This is a genomic window from Nocardioides sp. GY 10127, assembly GCF_004919085.1.
GTDB lineage: Bacteria > Actinomycetota > Actinomycetes > Propionibacteriales > Nocardioidaceae > Nocardioides.
In genome coordinates, this window is sequence record NZ_STGL01000006.1 from 233,271 (window position 1) to 252,178 (window position 18,908).

Annotated in this window: 12 protein-coding genes; 5 read left to right on the forward strand and 7 right to left on the reverse strand. The window is 74.1% G+C overall.

Annotation, left to right across the window (positions count from 1 at the left end; translation table 11 throughout):
* Positions 1-100: 100 nt before the first annotated feature.
* Positions 101-1,489 (reverse strand): ABC transporter substrate-binding protein, encoded by a 1,389-nt coding sequence (locus tag E8D37_RS11180; RefSeq protein WP_136569847.1) that lies wholly within the window; start codon positions 1,487-1,489, stop codon positions 101-103.
* A 127-nt stretch (positions 1,490-1,616) separates the two neighbouring features.
* Positions 1,617-3,635: a thioredoxin domain-containing protein gene (locus E8D37_RS11185; RefSeq protein ID WP_136569848.1), complete on the reverse strand. Its 2,019-nt coding sequence runs from the start codon at positions 3,633-3,635 to the stop codon at positions 1,617-1,619.
* Positions 3,636-4,429: 794 nt separating this feature from the next.
* On the opposite strand from E8D37_RS11185, the gene E8D37_RS11190 reads away from it, so the two are divergent.
* Both E8D37_RS11190 and E8D37_RS11195 read left to right on the forward strand, forming a co-directional pair.
* Positions 4,430-6,076 (forward strand): ABC-F family ATP-binding cassette domain-containing protein, encoded by a 1,647-nt coding sequence (locus tag E8D37_RS11190; protein WP_136569849.1) that lies wholly within the window; start codon positions 4,430-4,432, stop codon positions 6,074-6,076.
* Positions 6,077-6,626: 550 nt separating this feature from the next.
* Positions 6,627-7,634, forward strand: a complete 1,008-nt coding sequence (locus E8D37_RS11195; RefSeq protein WP_136569850.1) for a thrombospondin type 3 repeat-containing protein — start codon at positions 6,627-6,629, stop codon at positions 7,632-7,634.
* Between the two features lie 103 nt (positions 7,635-7,737).
* On the opposite strand, the gene E8D37_RS20110 is transcribed toward E8D37_RS11195, so the two are convergent.
* The 3 genes from E8D37_RS20110 to E8D37_RS11210 form a co-directional block, all read right to left on the reverse strand.
* Positions 7,738-8,682, reverse strand: coding sequence for a nuclease-related domain-containing protein (locus E8D37_RS20110; RefSeq protein WP_206055698.1), 945 nt, complete (start codon positions 8,680-8,682; stop codon positions 7,738-7,740).
* A gap of 178 nt (positions 8,683-8,860) precedes the next feature.
* Complete coding sequence (locus E8D37_RS11205; RefSeq protein WP_136569851.1) at positions 8,861-9,286, reverse strand: nuclear transport factor 2 family protein; 426 nt, start codon at positions 9,284-9,286, stop codon at positions 8,861-8,863.
* Complete coding sequence (locus E8D37_RS11210) at positions 9,286-10,890, reverse strand: bifunctional 3-(3-hydroxy-phenyl)propionate/3-hydroxycinnamic acid hydroxylase (RefSeq protein WP_206055699.1); 1,605 nt, start codon at positions 10,888-10,890, stop codon at positions 9,286-9,288. Before E8D37_RS11210 ends, E8D37_RS11205 begins: the two co-directional genes overlap by 1 nt.
* Positions 10,891-11,163: 273 nt before the next feature.
* Between E8D37_RS11210 and E8D37_RS11215 the strand changes: the two genes are divergently transcribed.
* Positions 11,164-12,204: an AraC family transcriptional regulator gene (locus E8D37_RS11215; RefSeq protein ID WP_168929723.1), complete on the forward strand. Its 1,041-nt coding sequence runs from the start codon at positions 11,164-11,166 to the stop codon at positions 12,202-12,204.
* A 192-nt stretch (positions 12,205-12,396) separates the two neighbouring features.
* Positions 12,397-14,079, forward strand: coding sequence for a CocE/NonD family hydrolase (locus E8D37_RS11220; protein ID WP_136569854.1), 1,683 nt, complete (start codon positions 12,397-12,399; stop codon positions 14,077-14,079).
* Between the two features lie 33 nt (positions 14,080-14,112).
* Here E8D37_RS11220 and E8D37_RS11225 read toward each other — a convergent pair whose 3' ends face one another.
* Entirely contained in the window at positions 14,113-14,574 is a 462-nt protein-coding gene (locus E8D37_RS11225) for a phage holin family protein (protein WP_136569855.1), read from the reverse strand.
* Between the two features lie 133 nt (positions 14,575-14,707).
* A complete protein-coding gene (locus E8D37_RS11230; protein ID WP_136569856.1) occupies positions 14,708-16,363 on the reverse strand; it encodes an FAD-dependent oxidoreductase in 1,656 nt (551 codons plus the stop codon).
* A 372-nt stretch (positions 16,364-16,735) separates the two neighbouring features.
* On the opposite strand from E8D37_RS11230, the gene E8D37_RS11235 reads away from it, so the two are divergent.
* Entirely contained in the window at positions 16,736-18,820 is a 2,085-nt protein-coding gene (locus E8D37_RS11235) for an ATP-binding protein (RefSeq protein WP_136569857.1), read from the forward strand.
* Positions 18,821-18,908: the final 88 nt, after the last annotated feature.

Genomic DNA, 18,908 nt, shown 5'->3' on the forward strand with positions numbered 1-18,908 from the left:
TCTGTTGGCACACGTACGAGTGGTGCCGGGTCCCCCCGGCCCAACGGCCGTGGCGCCGGGGCGGGACGCGTCCGCGCCCGCCCCGACGCCACGAGGAGGATCAGGAGCTCGGCCAGGAGCTCTCGATGTTGTCGAGCGCGTCGGAGGTGCTCTCGCCGGTGATCCAGGCGGTCATCTCCTTCCAGAAGGTGCCGGCGCCGACGGCGCTGGGCATCTGGTCGGAACCGTCGAAGCGGAAGACCGCCTCGGGGTCCTGGAGGATCGACGCGGAGAGCTGGTCGATCGGGCTCGTCAGGTTGTCGATGTCGAGACCGGTGTTGGCGCTGACCCAGCCGCCGCCCGGCGTGGCGATGGCCTTCTGGTTCGCCCAGACGTCCGTGGAGAGGTAGGTCTGGAAGGCCTGGACCTCGGCGCGGTCGGAGAAGGCCGCCACGAACTCGCCGCCGCCGAGGACGGGCTTGCCGTTGTCCTCGTTGGTGGTCGGCAGGTAGAAGGCGAAGGCGTCGCCGTTCTCGCTCACGTCGGTGCCCTCGGGCCACTGCGCGGCGTAGAACGAGGCCTGGCGGTGCATGGCGCACTGGCCCTTGAGGATCGGCAGGCCGCCGTCCTGGAACGCGGTGGTGGCGATGGAGTCGACGTCACCGAAGCCACCGTTGACGTACTTGTCGTTCTTGAGGATGTTGCCGACGAGGTCGAGGGAGTCCGCGACGCCGGAGTCGTTGAACGGCACCTCGTGGTTGACCCACTGGTCGTAGTAGTCCGCACCCTGCTCGCGCAGGACGGCGTCCTCGAGCCAGTCGGTGGCCGGCCAGCCGGTGGCCTCGCCGGACTCGATGCCGGCGCACCAGGGCTTGATGCCGGTGGCGGCGATCTCGTCGGAGAGGGCGAGCATGTCGTCCCAGGTCTCCGGGACCTCCCAGCCGTTCTTGGCGAACATCTTCGGGGAGTACCAGACGAACGACTTCACGTTCGCGCCCAGCGGGGCCGCGTAGAAGGTGCCGTCGACGGTGCCGTAGCCCTTCCAGTCCTCGCCGAAGAACTCGTCGACGTTGTCGGAGACGGCCTGCGGGGCCGCCACGGCCAGGCCGCTGCCGACGACCGTCTTGAGGAGGCCGGGCTGCGGGATGTAGGCGATGTCGGGGGCGTTGCCCGCCTTCAGGCGGACGACGAGCTGGGTCTCGAACTGGTCCGAGCCCTCGTAGTCGACCTCGGCACCGGTGCACTCGGTGAAGAGCTCGTAGGACTTCTCGTGGGCCTCCTGCTCGGGCGGGAGGATCGAGGTGTAGATGCTGACCGTGGTGCCGGTCAGGTCGCCGAAGTCGGCGAGCTGCTCGAGGCCGGCGCAGTCGGAGTTGCCGTCACCCGGCCAGGTGCCGCCGGCGGAGTTGCTCTCGCTGCTGGAGGTGTCGTCACTGGCGCAGGAGGCGAGCGCCAGGGCTGCCACCGCCAGGACCGCGGCAGAAGCGTGCCGCACCTTCCGTGAACGCATGCTGGTCCCCTTCGTCGTCAGCCGGCGGCGCTCCGTTGCTCCGCCGAGATGGCTGTGCGTAAGGAGTAGGCAAGCGCTTGCACTCAGGAAACGTCAAGGTTTCTCAGCAACGATCTTGTAACGGCGGTCACATGAGGCTGAATAGTTGTCTCAGGTGGTCTGGATCACTGGAAGGACGCTGGCAGACGAAGCCCCGGCAGGCGTAGGCGGTCGCCCGACCGTCCAGGGCCACCCGTCCCTCCAGCAGGATCAGTCCGGCTCCCACCGCCTCCGTCGTCCGCTCCTCGGCGGGGTCGGCGACGACCACGACCGCGCCCGGCAGCCGGCGCGCCACCCGCTCGAGCGCGTCCCGCTCCTCCCCCGCCGGACCGACCACGGCCACCTCCGGCAGCCCCGGGCGCGCGGCCGCGGCGGCCGCCAGCGACCACCCGGCGAACCGGGGGGACCGCACCGCCAGGCCGGCCACCGTGCCCAGCGCCTCCTGGGCCGCACCCAGCCACCGCTCCTCGCCGGTGAGGGCGTGCGCCGCCAGCAGCGCGTGCACGATCGCGCTCAGCCCCGAGGGGCTCGCGTTGTCCGACGGGTCGCGGGGGCGGGTGAGCAGGTCGGACGCGTCGGACGGCGTGTCGAGGAAGCCACCGTCCTCCGCGCGGAACCGGGCCAGCGCGTCGTCCAGCAGCCCGAGCGCGCGGCGCAGCCACACGGGGTCGGCGGTCGCCCCGGCCAGCGCGAGGAACCCGCCCGCCACGCACCCCAGGTCCTCCAGCACGCCCGCGTGGCGGCCGGCCACGCCGTCCCGGCTCACGCGCAGCAGGCGCCCGTCGGCCAGGTGGACGTCGGCCAGCAGCCGTCCGGCGTCCAGCGCCGCCTCGAGCAGGTCGGGGCGGCCCAGCAGGGAGGCCGCGTCCACGAGGGAGGCGATGGCCAGGCCGTTCCAGGCGGCGACGACCTTGTCGTCGCGGGCGGGGCGGACCCGCTGCTCCCGCGCCTCGCGCAGCGCCGAGCGGACCCGGGCCAGCCGTGCCGGGTCGTCGGGTCCCGTCGGGTCCGTGCGCCGCTGGAGGACCGAGGCGCCGTGCTCGAACGTGCCGCGCTCGGTCACGCCCAGGACGCCGGCGGCCCAGCGTCCGTCTTCCTCGCCGAGGACCTCGACGAGCTGGGCGGGCGTCCAGACGTAGTAGCGACCCTCCTCGCCCTCGGTGTCGGCGTCGAGCGCGGAGGCGAACCCGCCCTCGGGGGTGCGCAGTTCGGCGAGCAGCCAGTCGGCGGTCTCGGCGGCGACGCGGTCGCCCAGCGGGGTGCCCAGGCGGGCGTAGAGGCCGAGCAGCTGGGCGTTGTCGTAGAGCATCTTCTCGAAGTGCGGCACGACCCACGCGTCGTCCACGGAGTACCGGGCGAAACCGCCCGCCAGCTGGTCGTACATGCCGCCGCGGGCCATCGCCTCGACGGACGCGGTGAGCATCTGCGCGGCGCGCGCCGACTCCGGCGTGTCCTGGAGCGCGACCCTCCGCAGCAGCTCGAGCACCATCGACGGCGGGAACTTGGGGGCGCCGCCGAAGCCGCCGCGGACGTCGTCGTGCTGGCCCGACAGGGTGCGCACCGCAGCCGCGACCTCCGCGGCCCCCAGGGGTGCGGACGCCAGCGAGCCCTCGGCCGACAGGTGCTCGCGCAGGTTCGCCGCGACCCGGCCGACCTCGTCGCGCCGGTTCTCCCACGCGTCCGCGAGGCCCTCGAGGACCTGCCGGAAGGACGGCATGCCGTGCCGCGGCTCGTCGGGGAAGTAGGTGCCGGCGAAGAAGGGGCTGCCCTCGTGGTCGAGGACGCAGGTCATCGGCCACCCGCCCTGGCCGGTCATGGCGGTGGTGGCGTTCATGTAGACGGCGTCGACGTCCGGCCGCTCCTCGCGGTCGACCTTGATCGCCACGTAGTGGGCGTTGAGGTAGGCGGCCGTCGCGTCGTCCTCGAAGGACTCGTGCGCCATGACGTGGCACCAGTGGCACGCGGCGTACCCGACGCTGAGCAGGACCGGTTTGTTGAGGCGCCTCGCCTCAGCGAACGCGTCCTCGCCCCACTCCCACCAGTCCACGGGGTTGTCCGCGTGCTGGAGGAGGTAGGGGCTGGTCGCGCTCGCGAGGCGGTTCGGCACGCCCGCCACCGTACGGGCCGGGTGTGCGTTTCTCGTGGCTGGTGGCTGAGCGGGTTCGGTGCGCGTGGCTGGTGGTTGCTGGCGCCGGTGCGGTGCTCCTGGCGGGTGGTTGTTCCTCAGGCGGCTGTGGCGCTTCGGTCCTCGTGCCCACGAGGACCGACCGCACCGGCCGGCCAGGGGGGAGCTCACTGACCTGCGGCGACGACTGCGAGCTCATCCGCTGGCAGGTGTTCGGTCCTCCTGGAGCACGCTGCGGCGGCACACCAGCCGGGCCGGCACCGCCGCCCACCCCCACCCGTCCCACCAGACCCGCGGGCAGGACGCCCGCCCTGCCTCCGCCGTTCGGTCCTCGCGCCCACGAGGACCGAACGCACCAGCCGGCCCGGGGGCAGCTCGCTGACCTGCGGCGACGACTGCGAGCTCACCCGCTGGCAGCTGTTCGGTCCTCCTGGAGCACGCTGCGGGGCACGCCGGCCGAGCCGCCCGCCCCGCCGCCGCCGTTCGGTCCTCGTGCCCACGAGGACCGAACGCAACAGCTGGCCCGGGGCCACCGCCCTGACCAGCGGCAACGGCCGCGGGCTCATCCGCTGGCAGGTCTTCGGTCCTCCTGGAGCACGCTGCGCGGCTCTCCCACACCCAGCCGCAACCACCCAGCCGCAACCGCCCAGCCGCAACCACCAAGCCGCGACCGCCCAGCCGCAACCGCCAAGAGCCCCACCCGAGACCCGGTGCGCAGCCCCGCGCTGCAGACCAGCGCTGCGAACCAGCACGCCGCACCGCCGTACGATCACACCGTGTCCGCCACCCTCGTCGCCAAGGACCTCAGCGGTGGCCACGACCACCGCACGCTCTTCGAGGGGCTCGACCTCACGGTCGCCCCGGGTGACGTGGTCGGCGTGGTGGGCGCCAACGGGGCGGGCAAGTCGACGCTGCTGCGGCTGCTCGCGGGGGTCGACCGACCGCTCGGCGGCACCGTGAGCACCGCGCCGTCCGACGCCTTCGTCGGCTGGCTGCCGCAGGAGCACGAGCGCGTCGCGGGCGAGACGATCGCCGGCTACGTCGCCCGCCGCACCGGGGCCGCCGCGGCCACGACCGCGATGGAGGAGACCGCGAACGCCCTGGGCAGCGGCGAGGAGGGGGCGGAGGACGCGTACGCGGTCGCCTTCGACCACTGGATGGCGACGGGGGCGGCCGACCTCGACGACCGGATCGGCCCGGTGCTCGCCGACCTCGGTCTGGACGTGGGCGCCGACGCCCTCATGACCTCGCTGTCCGGCGGCCAGGCGGCACGGGCCGCGCTGGCGTCCCTCCTGCTCAGCCGCTTCGACGTCGTCCTGCTGGACGAGCCGACCAACGACCTCGACCTCGGCGGTCTCGAGCGGCTCGAGACGTTCGTGCAGGGCCTGCGGACGGGCGTCGTCCTGGTCTCGCACGACCGCGAGTTCCTCGCCCGCGTCGTGACGCGGGTCGTCGAGCTCGACCTGCCGCAGAACGAGGTCCGGGTCTACGACGGCGGCTACGAGTCGTTCCTCGAGGAGCGCGCCGTGATCAAGCGGCACGCCCGCGAGGCCTACGAGGAGTTCGCCGAGAAGAAGGCCGAGCTCGTCTCACGCTCCCGCACCATGCGCGAGTGGAGCAGCCAGGGCGTGCGCAACGCGATGAGGAAGTCGCCCGACAACGACAAGATCCGCCGCCGTGCCCAGTCGGAGTCGAGCGAGAAGCAGGCGCAGAAGGTCCGGCAGATGGAGTCGCGGATCGCCCGCCTCGACGAGGTCGCCGAGCCGCGCAAGGAGTGGCAGCTCCAGTTCTCCATCGCCGCGGCCCCGCGCTCGTCGTCCGTGGTGGCCACGCTCAACGAGGCCGTCGTCCGGCACGGGGACTTCACCCTCGGCCCCGTGTCGATGCAGGTGGACGCGCGCGAGCGGGTGGGCATCACCGGGCCCAACGGCGCCGGCAAGACCACGCTCCTGCGGCTGCTGCTCGGCCGTGAGGAACCGTCCTCCGGCACGGCGTCCCTGGGTGCCTCGGTGGCCATCGGCGAGGTCGACCAGGCCCGCACCGGCCTCCCGGACGACGAGACGCTGGGACGCGCCGTCGAGCTGGCCCTGCCCGACCTCTCCCCCGCGGACTGCCGCACCCTCCTGGCCAAGTTCGGGCTCAAGGCCGACCACGTCGCCAGCCTCGTCGGCCGGCTCTCCCCCGGCGAGCGCACCCGAGCCGCCCTCGCGCTCCTCCAGGCCCGCGGCGTCAACCTGCTCGTGCTCGACGAGCCCACCAACCACCTCGACCTGCCCGCCATCGAGCAGCTCGAGGAGGCCCTGGCCGCCTACGACGGCGCACTGCTGCTCGTCTCCCACGACCGCCGTCTGCTGTCCTCCGTCCGGCTCGACCGCCGCCTCCACGTGGAGGACGGTCGGGTGCGGGAGGTCGGGGAGCGCTAGCGCGCACTTCGGGCACCGAGGATGCATGAGCACTCAGCCTCAGCGCCCAAAGACCGCAGCGCGTTCGACGGCTGCGGCCGCTCACGCGTGCCCCGAGGGGCAGGACCGGGCACACGACCCCTCGCCCGCCGCCAGCGAATCGAGGCGTGCCAATGGCCTGGCCCCACCAGCTGTCCCAGCCGCCAGCCGGGCGAACCCGGCCCGAGTGTCGCCAATCGCGTCGCAGCTCGGCCCTGACGATCCGATTCTTCTACCGAATGCCTCCGAGATTGGTCTCGGAGCGGTCCAGTCCGCTTCAGGCGGGCTTTGCTCAGTCGCCCACGGGGAGGTGCCGATGTCGGCGATGATGCAGCACGAAATGGACCTCCACGTTCGGCGCAGCAGCCAGCCCACCAGTCAGCGCGCTCGATGGACCGGTGCCGTGAAGCCGTCCGCCGCCGCGCTCTGCGTCCACTGTGCGGAGGAAACGCCCGATCTCCCTGCAGGGGAACTGCTCGAAGGACCCGCGGCGCTGTCTGCTCCTGTCCGTCGTCGCGTCACTCCGCTGGCCGTGCTGGGCCTCGCTGTCGCGGGGTCGGTCTTCCTGGCTTCTCCGGCGATGGCGACGAGCTCGCCGAAGGCGGTGGAGGGTCACCTGGTCGACATCGCGAACGTGAAGGTGACCACCTCGGCGTCGTCGCAGACCAACGAGGGGGTCGAGGTGCTGCGGGTGAGGACCACCGCCGCGGGCTCCTCCTCCGGCGGTGGGACCGGCGCTCGTGCCAGCCAGTCGGCCGTGCAGGCGAGCGAGACAGAGGCGGGGGATGACACCGACGGCGACGGGCTCTCCGATGAGGACGAGGCCGTGTACGGCACCGACCCGCTGGACCCCGACACCGACGGCGACGGGCTCTCCGACGGCGACGAGGTCTACCTCTACGGCACCGACCCGCTGGTCGCCGACACCGACGGCGACGGCGCCGATGACGGCGTCGAGGTCGACGGCGGCACCGACCCGCTGGACCCCGACGACACCACGAGCGTCTCGGTGGCGGTCACGATCGGCGCGACGAAGAAGTTCACCGCCACCGCCACCCGGACCGTGGCGGTCACCAGGACCTCCAAGCGCGGGGTCGCCAAGGAGCGGGTCCGGCGCGTCGTGCGGATCAACGGCCGCGAACGAGTGTTCGTCGCGCACTCGTGGGAGATCTGGTACGTCTCCGCGACCCGGTCGGCGAAGGCGACCATGACCCGGACCAAGTCGTCGACCGCGATCGTGACAGCGGTGTGCGACGCCCCGGTGCAGGAGGCCGCGTACGAGTGCGCGTACGCGAACGCGGTGAAGTACGCCAACCTCATCGCCGAGCAGACCGCGAAGAGCGAGGCCCGCCACTCCGCGCGGCACCGCGCGCGCGGAGCGGCGCACTGGAAGGCGGAGAAGCGCGCGGAGTGGTGGGCCAAGTGGGCGTGGGACGGCCAGCAGCGCCGCGCTGCGATCGAGAAGGCGACCCGGGAGGCTCGTCGCAAGGTCAACGCTCTGGTCCAGCGCGCTCGCGCCCGAGCCGCCGAACGCACCTGACCGGCGCCTGACCCGGCCCCGGCGGTGCGGGAGGTCTGAGCACGGCCCACAGCGCGATCGGCGGACGTCGCCCCCGACCCGCCTGCTGACACGCCTGCTCCGGCTACCGCCAGGTCGTCGACCGCCGCGCCACCTCGTGGATCGCCTCGACCTCGCGGGCGGTGAGGGTCGACGGGAGGGTGCGCAGGTACTGGCTCACTCGCTTGCGGGTCACCACGACGACGAGACCGTCCTCGGGCTGCCGCTTCACGGTGAAGCCCCTACGAGCACCCATCACCGCGATGACTCCGACGGCGGCGACGGGGAAGCCCACCCGCTCGGTCAGCAGACGGGCAGCCCGGCGGGCCTCGTGCCGGCTGTTGCGGACGTAGGGCACCCGCCGACCGTCCACCATGAACACCTCGCCTCCCACCCACACGCGTGCGTCCGGGTGGTGCTTGGCGTTGATCGTGAACACCCCGGCCGGACCGATCACGACGTGGTCGATGTCGGCGCCTCGGTCTCCGACCCTGACCGCGTGCAGGACTCGCCACTCGGGCCCGAGCCTCGCGAGCTGGGCGGCGACGGCCTCCTCACCCTGGGTCCCGATCCGCCACGCCCGCTCCTCGGTGCGGACGCCGAGCAGGCGCGCGAGGAAGCCGACGAACCGTCCCTGGGCCCGGCGAGCCGCGAGGGCCTGCTCGCGAGCGGCACTGCCCGGCGCCGTACCGCTGAGGTCGACCCACTCCGGCGACTCCTCCTCGCGCGACTCCTCCGCGCGCGGGGCCTCCGCGCGCGGGGCCTCGGCGCGCGGGGCCTCCGTCGATCCGGTAACGGGCTGCGGACCCGGCATCTCACCCTCCGGAGCCGCGGTGCCCCCGAGGCTCACCGCCCGACCCGCGAGGTGATCCGCGATGGCACGCTCCAGCAGCGGCAGGTGCGTGAGGTCGTCGGAGTGGAAGCGCCCCGTCTTCACGTCGTAGTGGCCGAGCGCGGTGCCGCCGGGCGTCTCCGCGCACAGGCGTTCGTGCCCGTAACGGGCCCACCGCCGCACGATCCACTCCGTCACGGTCCCACCTCCGGTCCCACCTCCTGGTCCGGGCAGCGTGACACCGGGGCCGGGTCAGGATCTGCCGAACGCGAGAATCCAGCCTCGATCTCCCTCCTCAGGGGTACGCCCGTCGCCGCCTCCACCTGGAGGACGGTCACGTGGAGGACGGTCGGGTGCGGGAGGTCTGAGCAGGCCCTCAACCGCGCGGCCAGTGCCGCTCCACCCGCAGCGAGTCGACGCGCGCCGCGCCGTCCGCCCAGGTCAGCTCGACGTGGTAGCGGCCCAGCGTGGTCAGCACCGGCGCCTCCCCCGCCAGCGACCATCGCTGGTAGGGCGCCAGGAAGCGGAACGCGACGGAGCCGGGGCCACCGGCGGCGGTCAGGTGCACCTCGCCCGGGTGCAGCAGGTGGCAGGTCGGGCCACTGGCGGCGAACGCCGTCCGGTAGGCCTCCCCGATACGCTCGGCCCCGGTCAGCGCCTCCCCGGCGAAGTCGACGCGGGCGTCGCCCAGGACCGCGAGCACCCCGTCGAGGTCGGCCTCGTCGACGGCGCGCAGGTAGCCCACGAGCAGGTTCTCGGCGGCGTGGCGCAGCGCGGCCGGCCCGACGCCGGCGGCAGGCATCACCGGGCCGACACCGCCGGCGCGCGCAGCGCCGAGCGCAGGTGCTCGAGCAGGGCCGTGAGGTCGGCAGCGTCCGTGGCGCTGCCGAGGACGTAGAGGTCGGGCCGGACGAGCACGGCGACCGCCCCGAGGCCGGCGAACCAGTCGCGGTAGGTGCCTGTGCTGTCGACGACGACGCCCTCGCCGGGCTCGTCGCCGAGCGCCACGACGCGCCAGCCCAGCGAGTCCAGCAGGGCCGTGTCGGCGGGGGCGAGCGCGCTGCGCAGGGCCGGGTCGCCGAGGAGCAGCAGCCCGCCGGCCCCCACGACGTCGTCCAGGAGGCCGCTCACCTCGGCCCCGTCCGCGCCGATCCCGACCACCTCCGCCTGCAGGGAGAGGAGCCCACCGCCCGCGTCCGCGCGGCTCAGGCCGCGGCCGAGCCGGGGCAGCGGACGGGGCGGCTGCTCGACCCCGGCCGCGAGGTCGGCGCGCATGGCGACGTCCCGGGCGGCCGCGGCGTCGGCGTCGGAGAGGCAGATGACCTCGCCGAGCGCCATCGAGCCCTCAATGAAGTGCCGCACGTGCTCCGAGCGCTCCGGCCCGTAGCTGTCGAGCACCTGGTCGTCGGCGAGGCCACCCAGCACCAGGTCGAGACGCCACGCCAGCGCGACGGCGTCCCGCAGGCCGGAGCACATGCCCTGCCCCGCGAAGGGCGGCATGAGGTGCGCGGAGTCCCCCGCCAGGAGCAGCCGGCCGGCGCGCCAGGTGTCGCACCACCGGGCCTGGAAGGTGTACACGGCGTGCCGCTCCAGGACCGCCTGCTCCGGCCCGACCCCCCACGGCTCCAGCAGCCGCCAGGCCGTGGCCTCCTGCGCGAGCTCGTCGAGGTCCTCGCCGGGTCGGCGCATGAACTCGAAGCGGCGTCGCCCGGGGCCGCCGGGGACGAGGGTGGTGGGTCGCTCGGGGTCGCACAGCTGCCACGCCGGCGGGGTGAACAGGGACGTGTCGGCGTCCGCGTCCAGCACGAGGTCGACCACGAGCCACTCGCGGAAGTACCCGAGGTCGGTGACCTGCGAGCCGATCCACGAGCGCACGACGCTGTTGGCCCCGTCCGCCCCGACCAGGTAGGCGGCCCGCACCTCGCGGGCACCCCCGTCGGCGGACTCCAGCCGCACGGTCACCCCCTCGTCGTCCTGGACGTGGGAGACGGCCCGCCACCCGCGCAGCACCTGCACCGGCTCGAGGCCCTCGACCTGGGCGTCCAGCGCGCGCTCGACGCCGGGCTGGTGGAAGAAGTGGCTGACGTGCCAGCCCGAGGGGCCGAGCCCGCGCCAGTCCAGCCGCAGGAGCGGCTCGTGGTCGGCGGCCCGCCACTCGTACAGGTCGTCGTAGGCGCCGACGCAGTCGGTGAGCGCCGTGGGCGGCAGCCCGACGGACTGGAGGATGCGGCCCACCTCGTCGTCGAAGTGGACGGCGCGGGGCAGCGGGTAGGCGGCCGGCTGTCGCTCGACCACCACGACGGAGCGCCCGGCCCGCCCGAGCAGGAGGGCCAGCAGGCGTCCCACCGGGCCGTACCCGACGACCACCACGTCCGCGTCCGTCCGCTCCACCTGCACCGTCGACACCATCCGACATCCTCGCTCGCTCGTGACCGGCGTCACGTCAGGCAGGGACGCTAGGCAGCCCCCGCCCCGGCGAGGAGACGCTTCACGCAGCGGGGCAGCCACAACACGCACAGCCCGACACACACACAGTCCGACACGCACCACGCAGGCCCTGGACAGGGGCGCAGTACTTGCGGGGCTGGTGCATAGTTCTGCGTGACGTGGGACACACGGCCCTGGTGGCGGCCGGTCCCGAGGGGTGATCGGGCACCCGACCACGAGAGGAGCGGGGACGTGACGAACGAGGCCGGCCCGGAGCAGTCCGGGGCCCTCCTGACCCTGCCCCGCAACGTCTTCCTGGACGGGCCGAACGAGGTCGCCCGCCCGGACTTCGACCTGTTCCGCGACACCCTCAACGGCCACTTCTACCCGGCCACGATCACCGCCCTGGAGGCCCGCCCGGGCACCAAGGGGCCGCGCATCGCCGCCGCCCACCTGCCCCTGACCACGATCGGCTACGTGCGGCCCGGGACGCGGGCGAGCGTCGACCCCGGGGACCTGGCCGCCTACCACGTGAACGTGGCGCTCGACGGCCGCGTCGTCTCCCGCTGCGGCGACCAGACGGCGGTGGCCTCGCCCCGGGTCGCGACCGTCTTCAGCCCGGACCGGCACACCTCGCTGCCCGACTGGGAGGCCGACGCCGCGCAGCTGTCGATCAAGCTCGCCCGCACCCGCGTGGAGGAGGAGCTGGGCGCGATGCTGGGGCGCCCGGTGGTCACCCCGATCTCCTTCCGGCTCGCGATGCCGGTCGACTCCGGCGCGGGCGCGCGCTGGCTCAGCCTGCTCAACGCGCTGCTCGCCGCGATCGGGGGCTCGGCCGCCGAGGGGCCCGAGCGCCGCCACGTGGAGCTCCTCGAGCGGGCGCTCATCTCCGGGCTGCTGCTGTCGCAGGCGCACTCCTACGCCGACGAGCTCCACGCAGGCAGGACGCAGCCGGCACCGCACCGCGCGCTGGACCGGGTCGTGGAGCAGATCGAGCACGAGCCGGACCGTCCCTACACGGTCGCCGACCTCGCCGCGATCGCCGGGACGAGCGCCCGGAGCCTCCAGTACGCCTTCCAGGAGCGCTTCGGCCTCTCGCCGATGCAGCTGGTCCGGCAGGTCCGCCTCGACCGCGTCCACGACGACCTCGCCGAGGGCACCGGCACCGTCTCGGAGATCGCCGCCTACTGGGGCTTCAGCAACCCGAGCCGGTTCGCGCAGGCCTACCGCGAGCGGTTCAAGGAGTACCCAGCCGCCACCCTGGAGTCGGGGCGCCGGAGCCGCCGCCCCTGAGGCTGACCCGGGCACCTGCGCACACCGTCTGCGCACACCGTCTGTGGGGCCTGCGCAGACCGGCTGCCCCGGCCCCGGCTCACCCTGCACCGTGTCCTCGTCGGTGACGCGCGTCACGTCCGAGGAGGACGGCGGCGACCCGGCCGGCCCGTCGTCCGGGCCGCCCACGACACAGCGGAAAGCGAGAACCCGATGACGCAGGACACGACCTCCACCCGGGCACCCGGCTGGAGCCGCCCGCCGCTCCCGCCGGAGGGCGAGGCGCACTTCCTCGAGGACCACCCGTTCGACCTGGTGCGCACGCCGCTGCCCGAGAGCGTGCTGGTCGAGGAGGCCCGCATCACGATGCGCGACGGCGTGGTGCTGGCCGCGACGGTCTTCCGCCCGGCCGACGGCTCGGTGGTCCCGGTCCTCGCGACGTCCACCCCCTACGGCAAGGACGACTACGGGCAGTGGGACCACTTCCGCGACGCGCCCGAGGGCAACGTCCCCGGCGGTGGCTTCTACCTCGGCCAGGTGACCGTCTCCGACCACACGCCGTTCGAGGCCCCGGACCCGGGCTACTGGGTGCCCGAGGGCTACGCGGTGCTGCTGGTGGACCACCCCGGCCTCGGCCGCTCCGACTCCAACCCGTCCTCCGGCCTCGGCATCGAGGAGCGCTGGCGCGACGTGATGGCGTGGGTCGAGGAGCAGGAGTGGTCGACCGGGAAGGTCGGCATGAGCGGCGTCTCGGCGCTGTGCGCCGTCCAGTGGATGGCGGCCATGGACCCCGCCCCGCCGCAGCTCAAGGCCATCATCCCGTGGGAGGGCATCAACGAGAGCGGCCCCGCGGGCGGCTACGGCGGCATCCCCGAGGTCGCCTTCCCCGAGTGGCTCGGCCACGTGTGGATCGGCCCCAACGTCAACCCCGAGGCCCAGGGCCCGGAGCCGGCGCTGTTCGACTGGGCCTACGACGTCTCGCGCATCTCGGTGCCGGCCCTCGTCTGCGCCAGCTTCTCCGACCAGGAGCTGCACAGCTGGGACACCTTCCACGCGTTCGGGCGGATGCAGAGCGAGCACAAGTGGCTCTACAACCACCGCCGGCAGAAGTGGGGCGCCTACTACGGCGCGCCCGAGCTGGCCCTGCAGAAGGCGTTCCTGGACCGCTTCCTCAAGGACGACGAGACCGCCTTCACCGACCAGCCCCGGGTCCGCCTGGAGGTCAACGAGAGCCGCGACGTGCACAAGGTCCTCACCGCGCAGGAGTGGCCGCTGCCCGAGACGGTCTACGAGACCTGGCACCTGGACGCCCGCGAGGGCCTGCTCGCCGCCGCCGAGCCGAGCACCCCGGCCGCCGTGACCATCGCGCCCGCCCCGGTCGACGACACCGACAACCGCGCGGTCTTCGACCTGACCTTCACCGAGGACACCGACCTCGTGGGCCACATGGTCCTCCACCTCGCCGTCGAGGCGGTGGGCACCACGGACGTCGACCTGTTCGTGGGTGTGGAGAAGCTGGACGCCCAGGGCGACGAGGTGTACTTCTACAGCGCCTCCGGCGGCAACGCGAACGGACCCGTGACGCGGGGCTGGCTCCGCGCCTCCAAGCGGACACTGGACGAGGCCCGCTCGACCGCCTGGCGGCCCGTGCTCGACCTGTCCACCGACGCGCCGCTCACGCCCGGCGAGATCACCGACGTCACCATCCCGCTGATGCCGTCCGGGACGACGTTCCGCGCCGGCGAGACGCTGCGGCTGGTCGTCCAGTCGTGGTCCACGCCCGGGCAGTGGGAGGGCGGGGAGTGCCGCGTCTGGGCCGCGCACCAGGAGGGCTCGGCGCGTCTCCACACCGGCCCCGGCCTCGGCGCGCGACTCGTCGTCCCCCGCCTGGGCTGAGCGGCTTCGACAGGGCGTCCGGCCGCCGGGCCGTCAGCCGCGGTCGCGGTCCGGCAGCTGGACGTCGTCGAGGGCCGCGCGGCCCGCGCGGTCACCGGCGGTCTCGCTGTCGCGGTGGCGGGCGCTGCGGCGGGCCTTGAGGAACAGGATCGGCAGGAACAGCGTCGCGAGCGCGGTGGCGAGCCAGACGATCACCATCGCGGCCACCCAGGTGCCGATGCCGCTGATCGAGAGCGAGCTGGTGAGCATCGTCGTGACGATGAGGGCCAGCAGCGTGGAGATGATCCCCGCCCCGCCCATGAGCACCTCGGCGTTCCGCTCGGCGAGCCGGCTCACGAAGGGGCTGAGCAGCGCCTGGGCCACGGAGAACACCAGGACGGCCAGGATGAAGCCCTCGACCCCGAGGGTCATCTGGTCGAGGATCAGGGCGGCCACCACGAGGCCGACCGCGGACGAGCCGATGAACACGGCCAGACGGATGAGCAGACGGATCATGGCGCTTCCCCCTCGAGGTCACGCGCGGGCGCGAGCGCGCCCGCGACACCGGCGACGCTAGTGGCGCAGCACCCCGAGGGGGCAGGGCCGCGCGGGGATCTCACCCCGTGCGGGTGAGCCCTGACCCGGCCCGTCAGCCCCGCCCGACGGCGGGCGCCCCGGCCGCGGCGGCCCGGCCCGCCGGCGACGTGGACCAGGTCTGCCACCCGCCGTCCAGGTTGCGCACCCGGCGCCCGTGCTGGCGCAGGAGGCGGTCGGCGACGTGCGCGCGCTGGCCGACCCCGCAGTAGACGACGAGCTCGCCCGCGGGCAGGGCCCCGACCTGCCGGCGCAGCCCGTCCAGCGGCACGTTGAGCGCGCCCGGCAGGTGCCCGGCGGCGAACTCCTCGGGGGTGCGGACGTCGAGCAGGGTGGCCCCGGCGCCGACGGCCTCCGCGACCTCGTGCCACTGGATCGCGTCGTCGAGGCCGGCGAGGCGGTTCTCGGCGACGTACCCGACGACGTTGACCGGGTCCTTCGCGGAGCCGAACGGCGGGGCGTAGGCCAGCTCGAGGTCGGCGAGCTCGTCCACGTGCAGCCCGGCCTGCAGGGCGGTGGCGATGACGTCCACCCGCTTGTCGACGCCTTCGTGACCGACGGCCTGGACGCCGAGGAGCCGGCCGTCGCGCCGGTGGACGACCTTCAACGTCATCGGCTGCGCGCCCGGGTAGTACCCGGCGTGGGAGGCCGGGTGGGTGTGCACGACGCCGACGTCGACGCCGGCCGCCCGCGCCCGCTTCTCGCTCCAGCCGCTCATGGCGACGGTGAGCCCGAAGACCCTGACGATCGCGGTCGAGACGCTGGCGCCCGAGCGCACCGTGCGGCCCGCGAGGGTGTCGGCGACCCGGCGGCCGTGACGGTTGGCCAGGTTGGCCAGCGGCACGAGCGCGGCGCCGCCGTCGACGGCGTCGGTCTTCTCGGCGACGTCCCCGACGGCGAAGACGCGCCGGTCGGAGGTGCGCTGCTGGTCGTCCACGGCGATGCCCCCACGGGGGCCGATCGCGAGGCCCGCGGCCCGCGCCAGCGTGGTGTCGGGGCGGACGCCCACCGCGAACAGCACGAGGTCGGCGTCCACGCTGCGCCCGTCGGCGAGGGTCACGCTGCACTCCTCCAGGGAGGCCAGGCTGGTGCCGAGCTCGAGGCGCACGCCGTGGGCCTCGAGCTCGTCGGCGACGCGGAGCGCCATCTCCGGGTCGAGGGGCGCCATCACCTGGTCCGCGAGCTCGACGACCGTGACGTCGAGCCCCCGCTCCCGGAGGTTCTCCGCGGCCTCGAGCCCGATGAACCCGGCGCCGAGGACGACGGCGGAGCGGGCGTGCGCCACGGCCTCGACCAGGGCGTCGAGGTCCTCGACGGTGCGCAGCGTGTGGCCGCGCTCGCGGCCCGGGACGTCCGGCACGAACGGCGCCGCCCCCGGGGAGAGGACCAGGTGGTCGTAGGTCTCGGTGCCGACCGCGCCGGTGCTCAGGTCGGTGACGGTCACCGTGCGGGCGGCGGTGTCGACGGCGGTCACCTCGTGCCGGACGCGGACGTCGATCCCGAACCGGGCCCGGAGGGTCTCCGGGGTCTGCAGCAGGAGGTCGTCGCGGTCGGCGATGGTGCCGGAGAGGTGGTAGGGCAGGCCGCAGTTGGCGAACGAGACGTAGCCGCTGCGCTCGAGCACGACGATCTCGGCGTCCTCCCGCAACCGACGCAGCCGCGCCGCCGTGGACATGCCCCCGGCGACTCCCCCGACGATGACGACCTTCACGGCTGCTCTCCTCCTGCTCGGCCCGGTGCCCTGTGCCCGGCGCCCTCTCGCTGTGGCCGCGGGACGACGGCCCGCACGAGGGACGACCCATCCCCCACCCCGGATATTCCTCGCTCCGGGCGACTCGGGACAGGTGTCGGGGCGGAACGGGGACGGTGGCCGGGTCGGGTCGCGACCAAGGTCCCGGTCGCGGAGGAACCACGGACCCGGGAACACTCGTGCACCGCTCGCCTCAGGACGCCTGTCGTCCAGCCGATCAGAGCAGCGCAACCGTTGACAACCGGCGTCCGGAGGCCTGCACAAACCCTGTGCGCGCAGCGCACGTCGTGATTGACTGGCGGCCTGTCGGGGGGCGGCTAGGAGAGGACCCCTGTGACCGGAGCACCGCAGCGCGGCCGCGCCGTCGCCGGCTTCGTGCTGGCGGCCGCCGTCCTGGGCCTGCTCGTGCTCGCAGGGCTGCGTTCCGTCCCCGCCGGAGGGCACCTCGCCGCGACGTGGCCGGCCGCAGGAGCGGCCCTGCTCTGGGTCCTGACCCGCCGCAGCCGCGCCGCCGCCCGCGCGGCGATCGCGACCTCCGGACTGGTCACCTTCGGGGTCGGCGCGCTCGCCACCGGCGACCCCGCCTTCGCCGCCCTCATGGCCGTCGCCGACACCACCCAGCTCGTCGTCGTCGTCCTCCTCGCGACGGGTCGGGGTGTCCAGCTGCCCTACGCGCGCACCGACCTGCGCCGCGTCGTCCTCGCCATCGTCGTCGGCTCCGCGGTCGGCACGCTCCTGGCCACCGGCGGCGCGACCGCGCTGGGCACCTCGTTCACCCCGCTGGAGATCGTCGCCTGGTGGGGCCGGCAGGCCGTCGGGCTCAGCACCGTCGGCTTCATCGGCGTCTTCCTGTGGGTCGAGCACCGGCAGGGCAGGACGCTCCTGGGCGAGGTGCTGAAGATCCACCGACGGCCGGCCCTGGAGCGGCTGCCGCTGGTCATCGCCTCCGTCATCAGCTACGCCGTCATGCTGCTGCCCGAGGACGCCTACATCTTCCTGGCGATCCCCCCGGCCATCTGGGTGGCGTCCCGGTACTCCTCGGTGTTCAGCGCCCTGCACGTCCTGGGCGTCTCCGGCGCCGCCATCGGGCTCACCGCGGCCGGCGCCTCGGCGCTGGCCGAGCCGAGCAACAGCCCGGCCGCCGTGGTCCTGGGGCTCCAGATCTTCCTCCTCACCCTCATCAGCTCGGTGCTCTCCACCGCGGTGGTCAACGAGCAGCGCTCGGGCCTGCTCGACGAGGTCGTCCAGCGCGACCACGAGCGGGCCGAGCGCCTCGAGCTCTTCGACCGCACCACCGCCGCCATGAGCGAGGGCCTCGCCGTCTTCGAGGAGGACGGCACGCTCGTCACCGCCAACGAGGTCGCCACCCTCCTGCTCGCCACGACCGACCTCGACGGCTGCGAGGACGGCTGCGCCACCCGCCTCCCGCTCTCGGACGCCCTCGAGGGCCGGCGCCACAGCCAGGACGTGGTGGTGCGGACGACGGGCAGCCGACCGCGCGACCTCGTGCTCGCCGTCACCGCCGCACCGCTGCGCGCCTCCGAGTCCTGGGGCGGCCGGCGACGCGTCCTCGTCGTCTTCCGCGACGTCACCGACGAGCGGGCCGGCCGCGAGGCCCTCACCGACTTCGCCGCCCGGGCCGCGCACGACCTGCGCAGCCCCGTCGCCGCGGCGCGCAGCTGGATCGGCTTCACCCAGCACCAGCTCCAGGCCGGCGAGGCGGTCGACCCGCAGGACGTCTCGGAGTCGCTCGACGCCACGGCCGCGGCCCTGGACCGGATGATCGCCCTCGTGAGCGGCCTCCTGGAGCAGGCGACGGCCGAGGACGGGCGGCTGCGCTGCACCCCGACCGACCTCGCCGCCCCCGACGGCCCGCTGCTGCGCGCCCACGAGCTCCAGGCCCCCGACGCCGAGCTCGTCGTGGGGCCGCTCCCGTGCGTCGAGGCCGACCCCGAGCTGCTCCTCCAGCTGTTCGGCAACCTGCTGGGCAACGCGGTGAAGTACGCCGCCGCCGGCCGCGCGCCCCGGGTGCACGTGAGCGGGTCGCTGGACGGCGACCGCGTGCTGGTGCGGATCACGGACAACGGCATCGGGGTGCCCGCCGACCTGCGCGACACCGTCTTCGACCGGCTCACGCGGGTCCACGGGCACCTGGGCGTGACCGGCTCCGGCCTCGGGCTCTCGATCTGCCGGACCATCGTCGAGCGCCACGGCGGCACCATCCGCTGCGAGGAGGCGGACCCCGCGGCGGGGCTCGCCGGCACCGGCGGACCGGGCACCACCTTCGTCCTCGACCTGCCCGCGGCAGCCCGTGCCACGTCCGCCGACCCGCGTGACCAGCCGCGGCCACCTTCATCGCATCTTCATGACAGCGGCGGGAACGCGCAGACCTCTTTCACGGAGGCCGCCGCAGAGTAAAACCACGTTCGTTGCTCACCCCCGCGGGCGAGGATCTCCCCCTGGTCCCCGTCCGGAGCGACGCACCACCCCACACCCACTCGGAGCT

Excerpts from the sequence above, each read along its gene's own strand:
- E8D37_RS11220 (WP_136569854.1), top strand. The coding sequence starts at position 12,397 with ATGACGCAGGACACGACCTCCACCCGGGCACCCGGCTGGAGCCGCCCG.
- E8D37_RS11225 (WP_136569855.1), bottom strand. The coding sequence starts at position 14,574 with ATGATCCGTCTGCTCATCCGTCTGGCCGTGTTCATCGGCTCGTCCGCG.
- E8D37_RS11205 (WP_136569851.1), bottom strand. The coding sequence starts at position 9,286 with ATGCCTGCCGCCGGCGTCGGGCCGGCCGCGCTGCGCCACGCCGCCGAG.
- E8D37_RS11180 (WP_136569847.1), bottom strand. The coding sequence starts at position 1,489 with ATGCGTTCACGGAAGGTGCGGCACGCTTCTGCCGCGGTCCTGGCGGTG.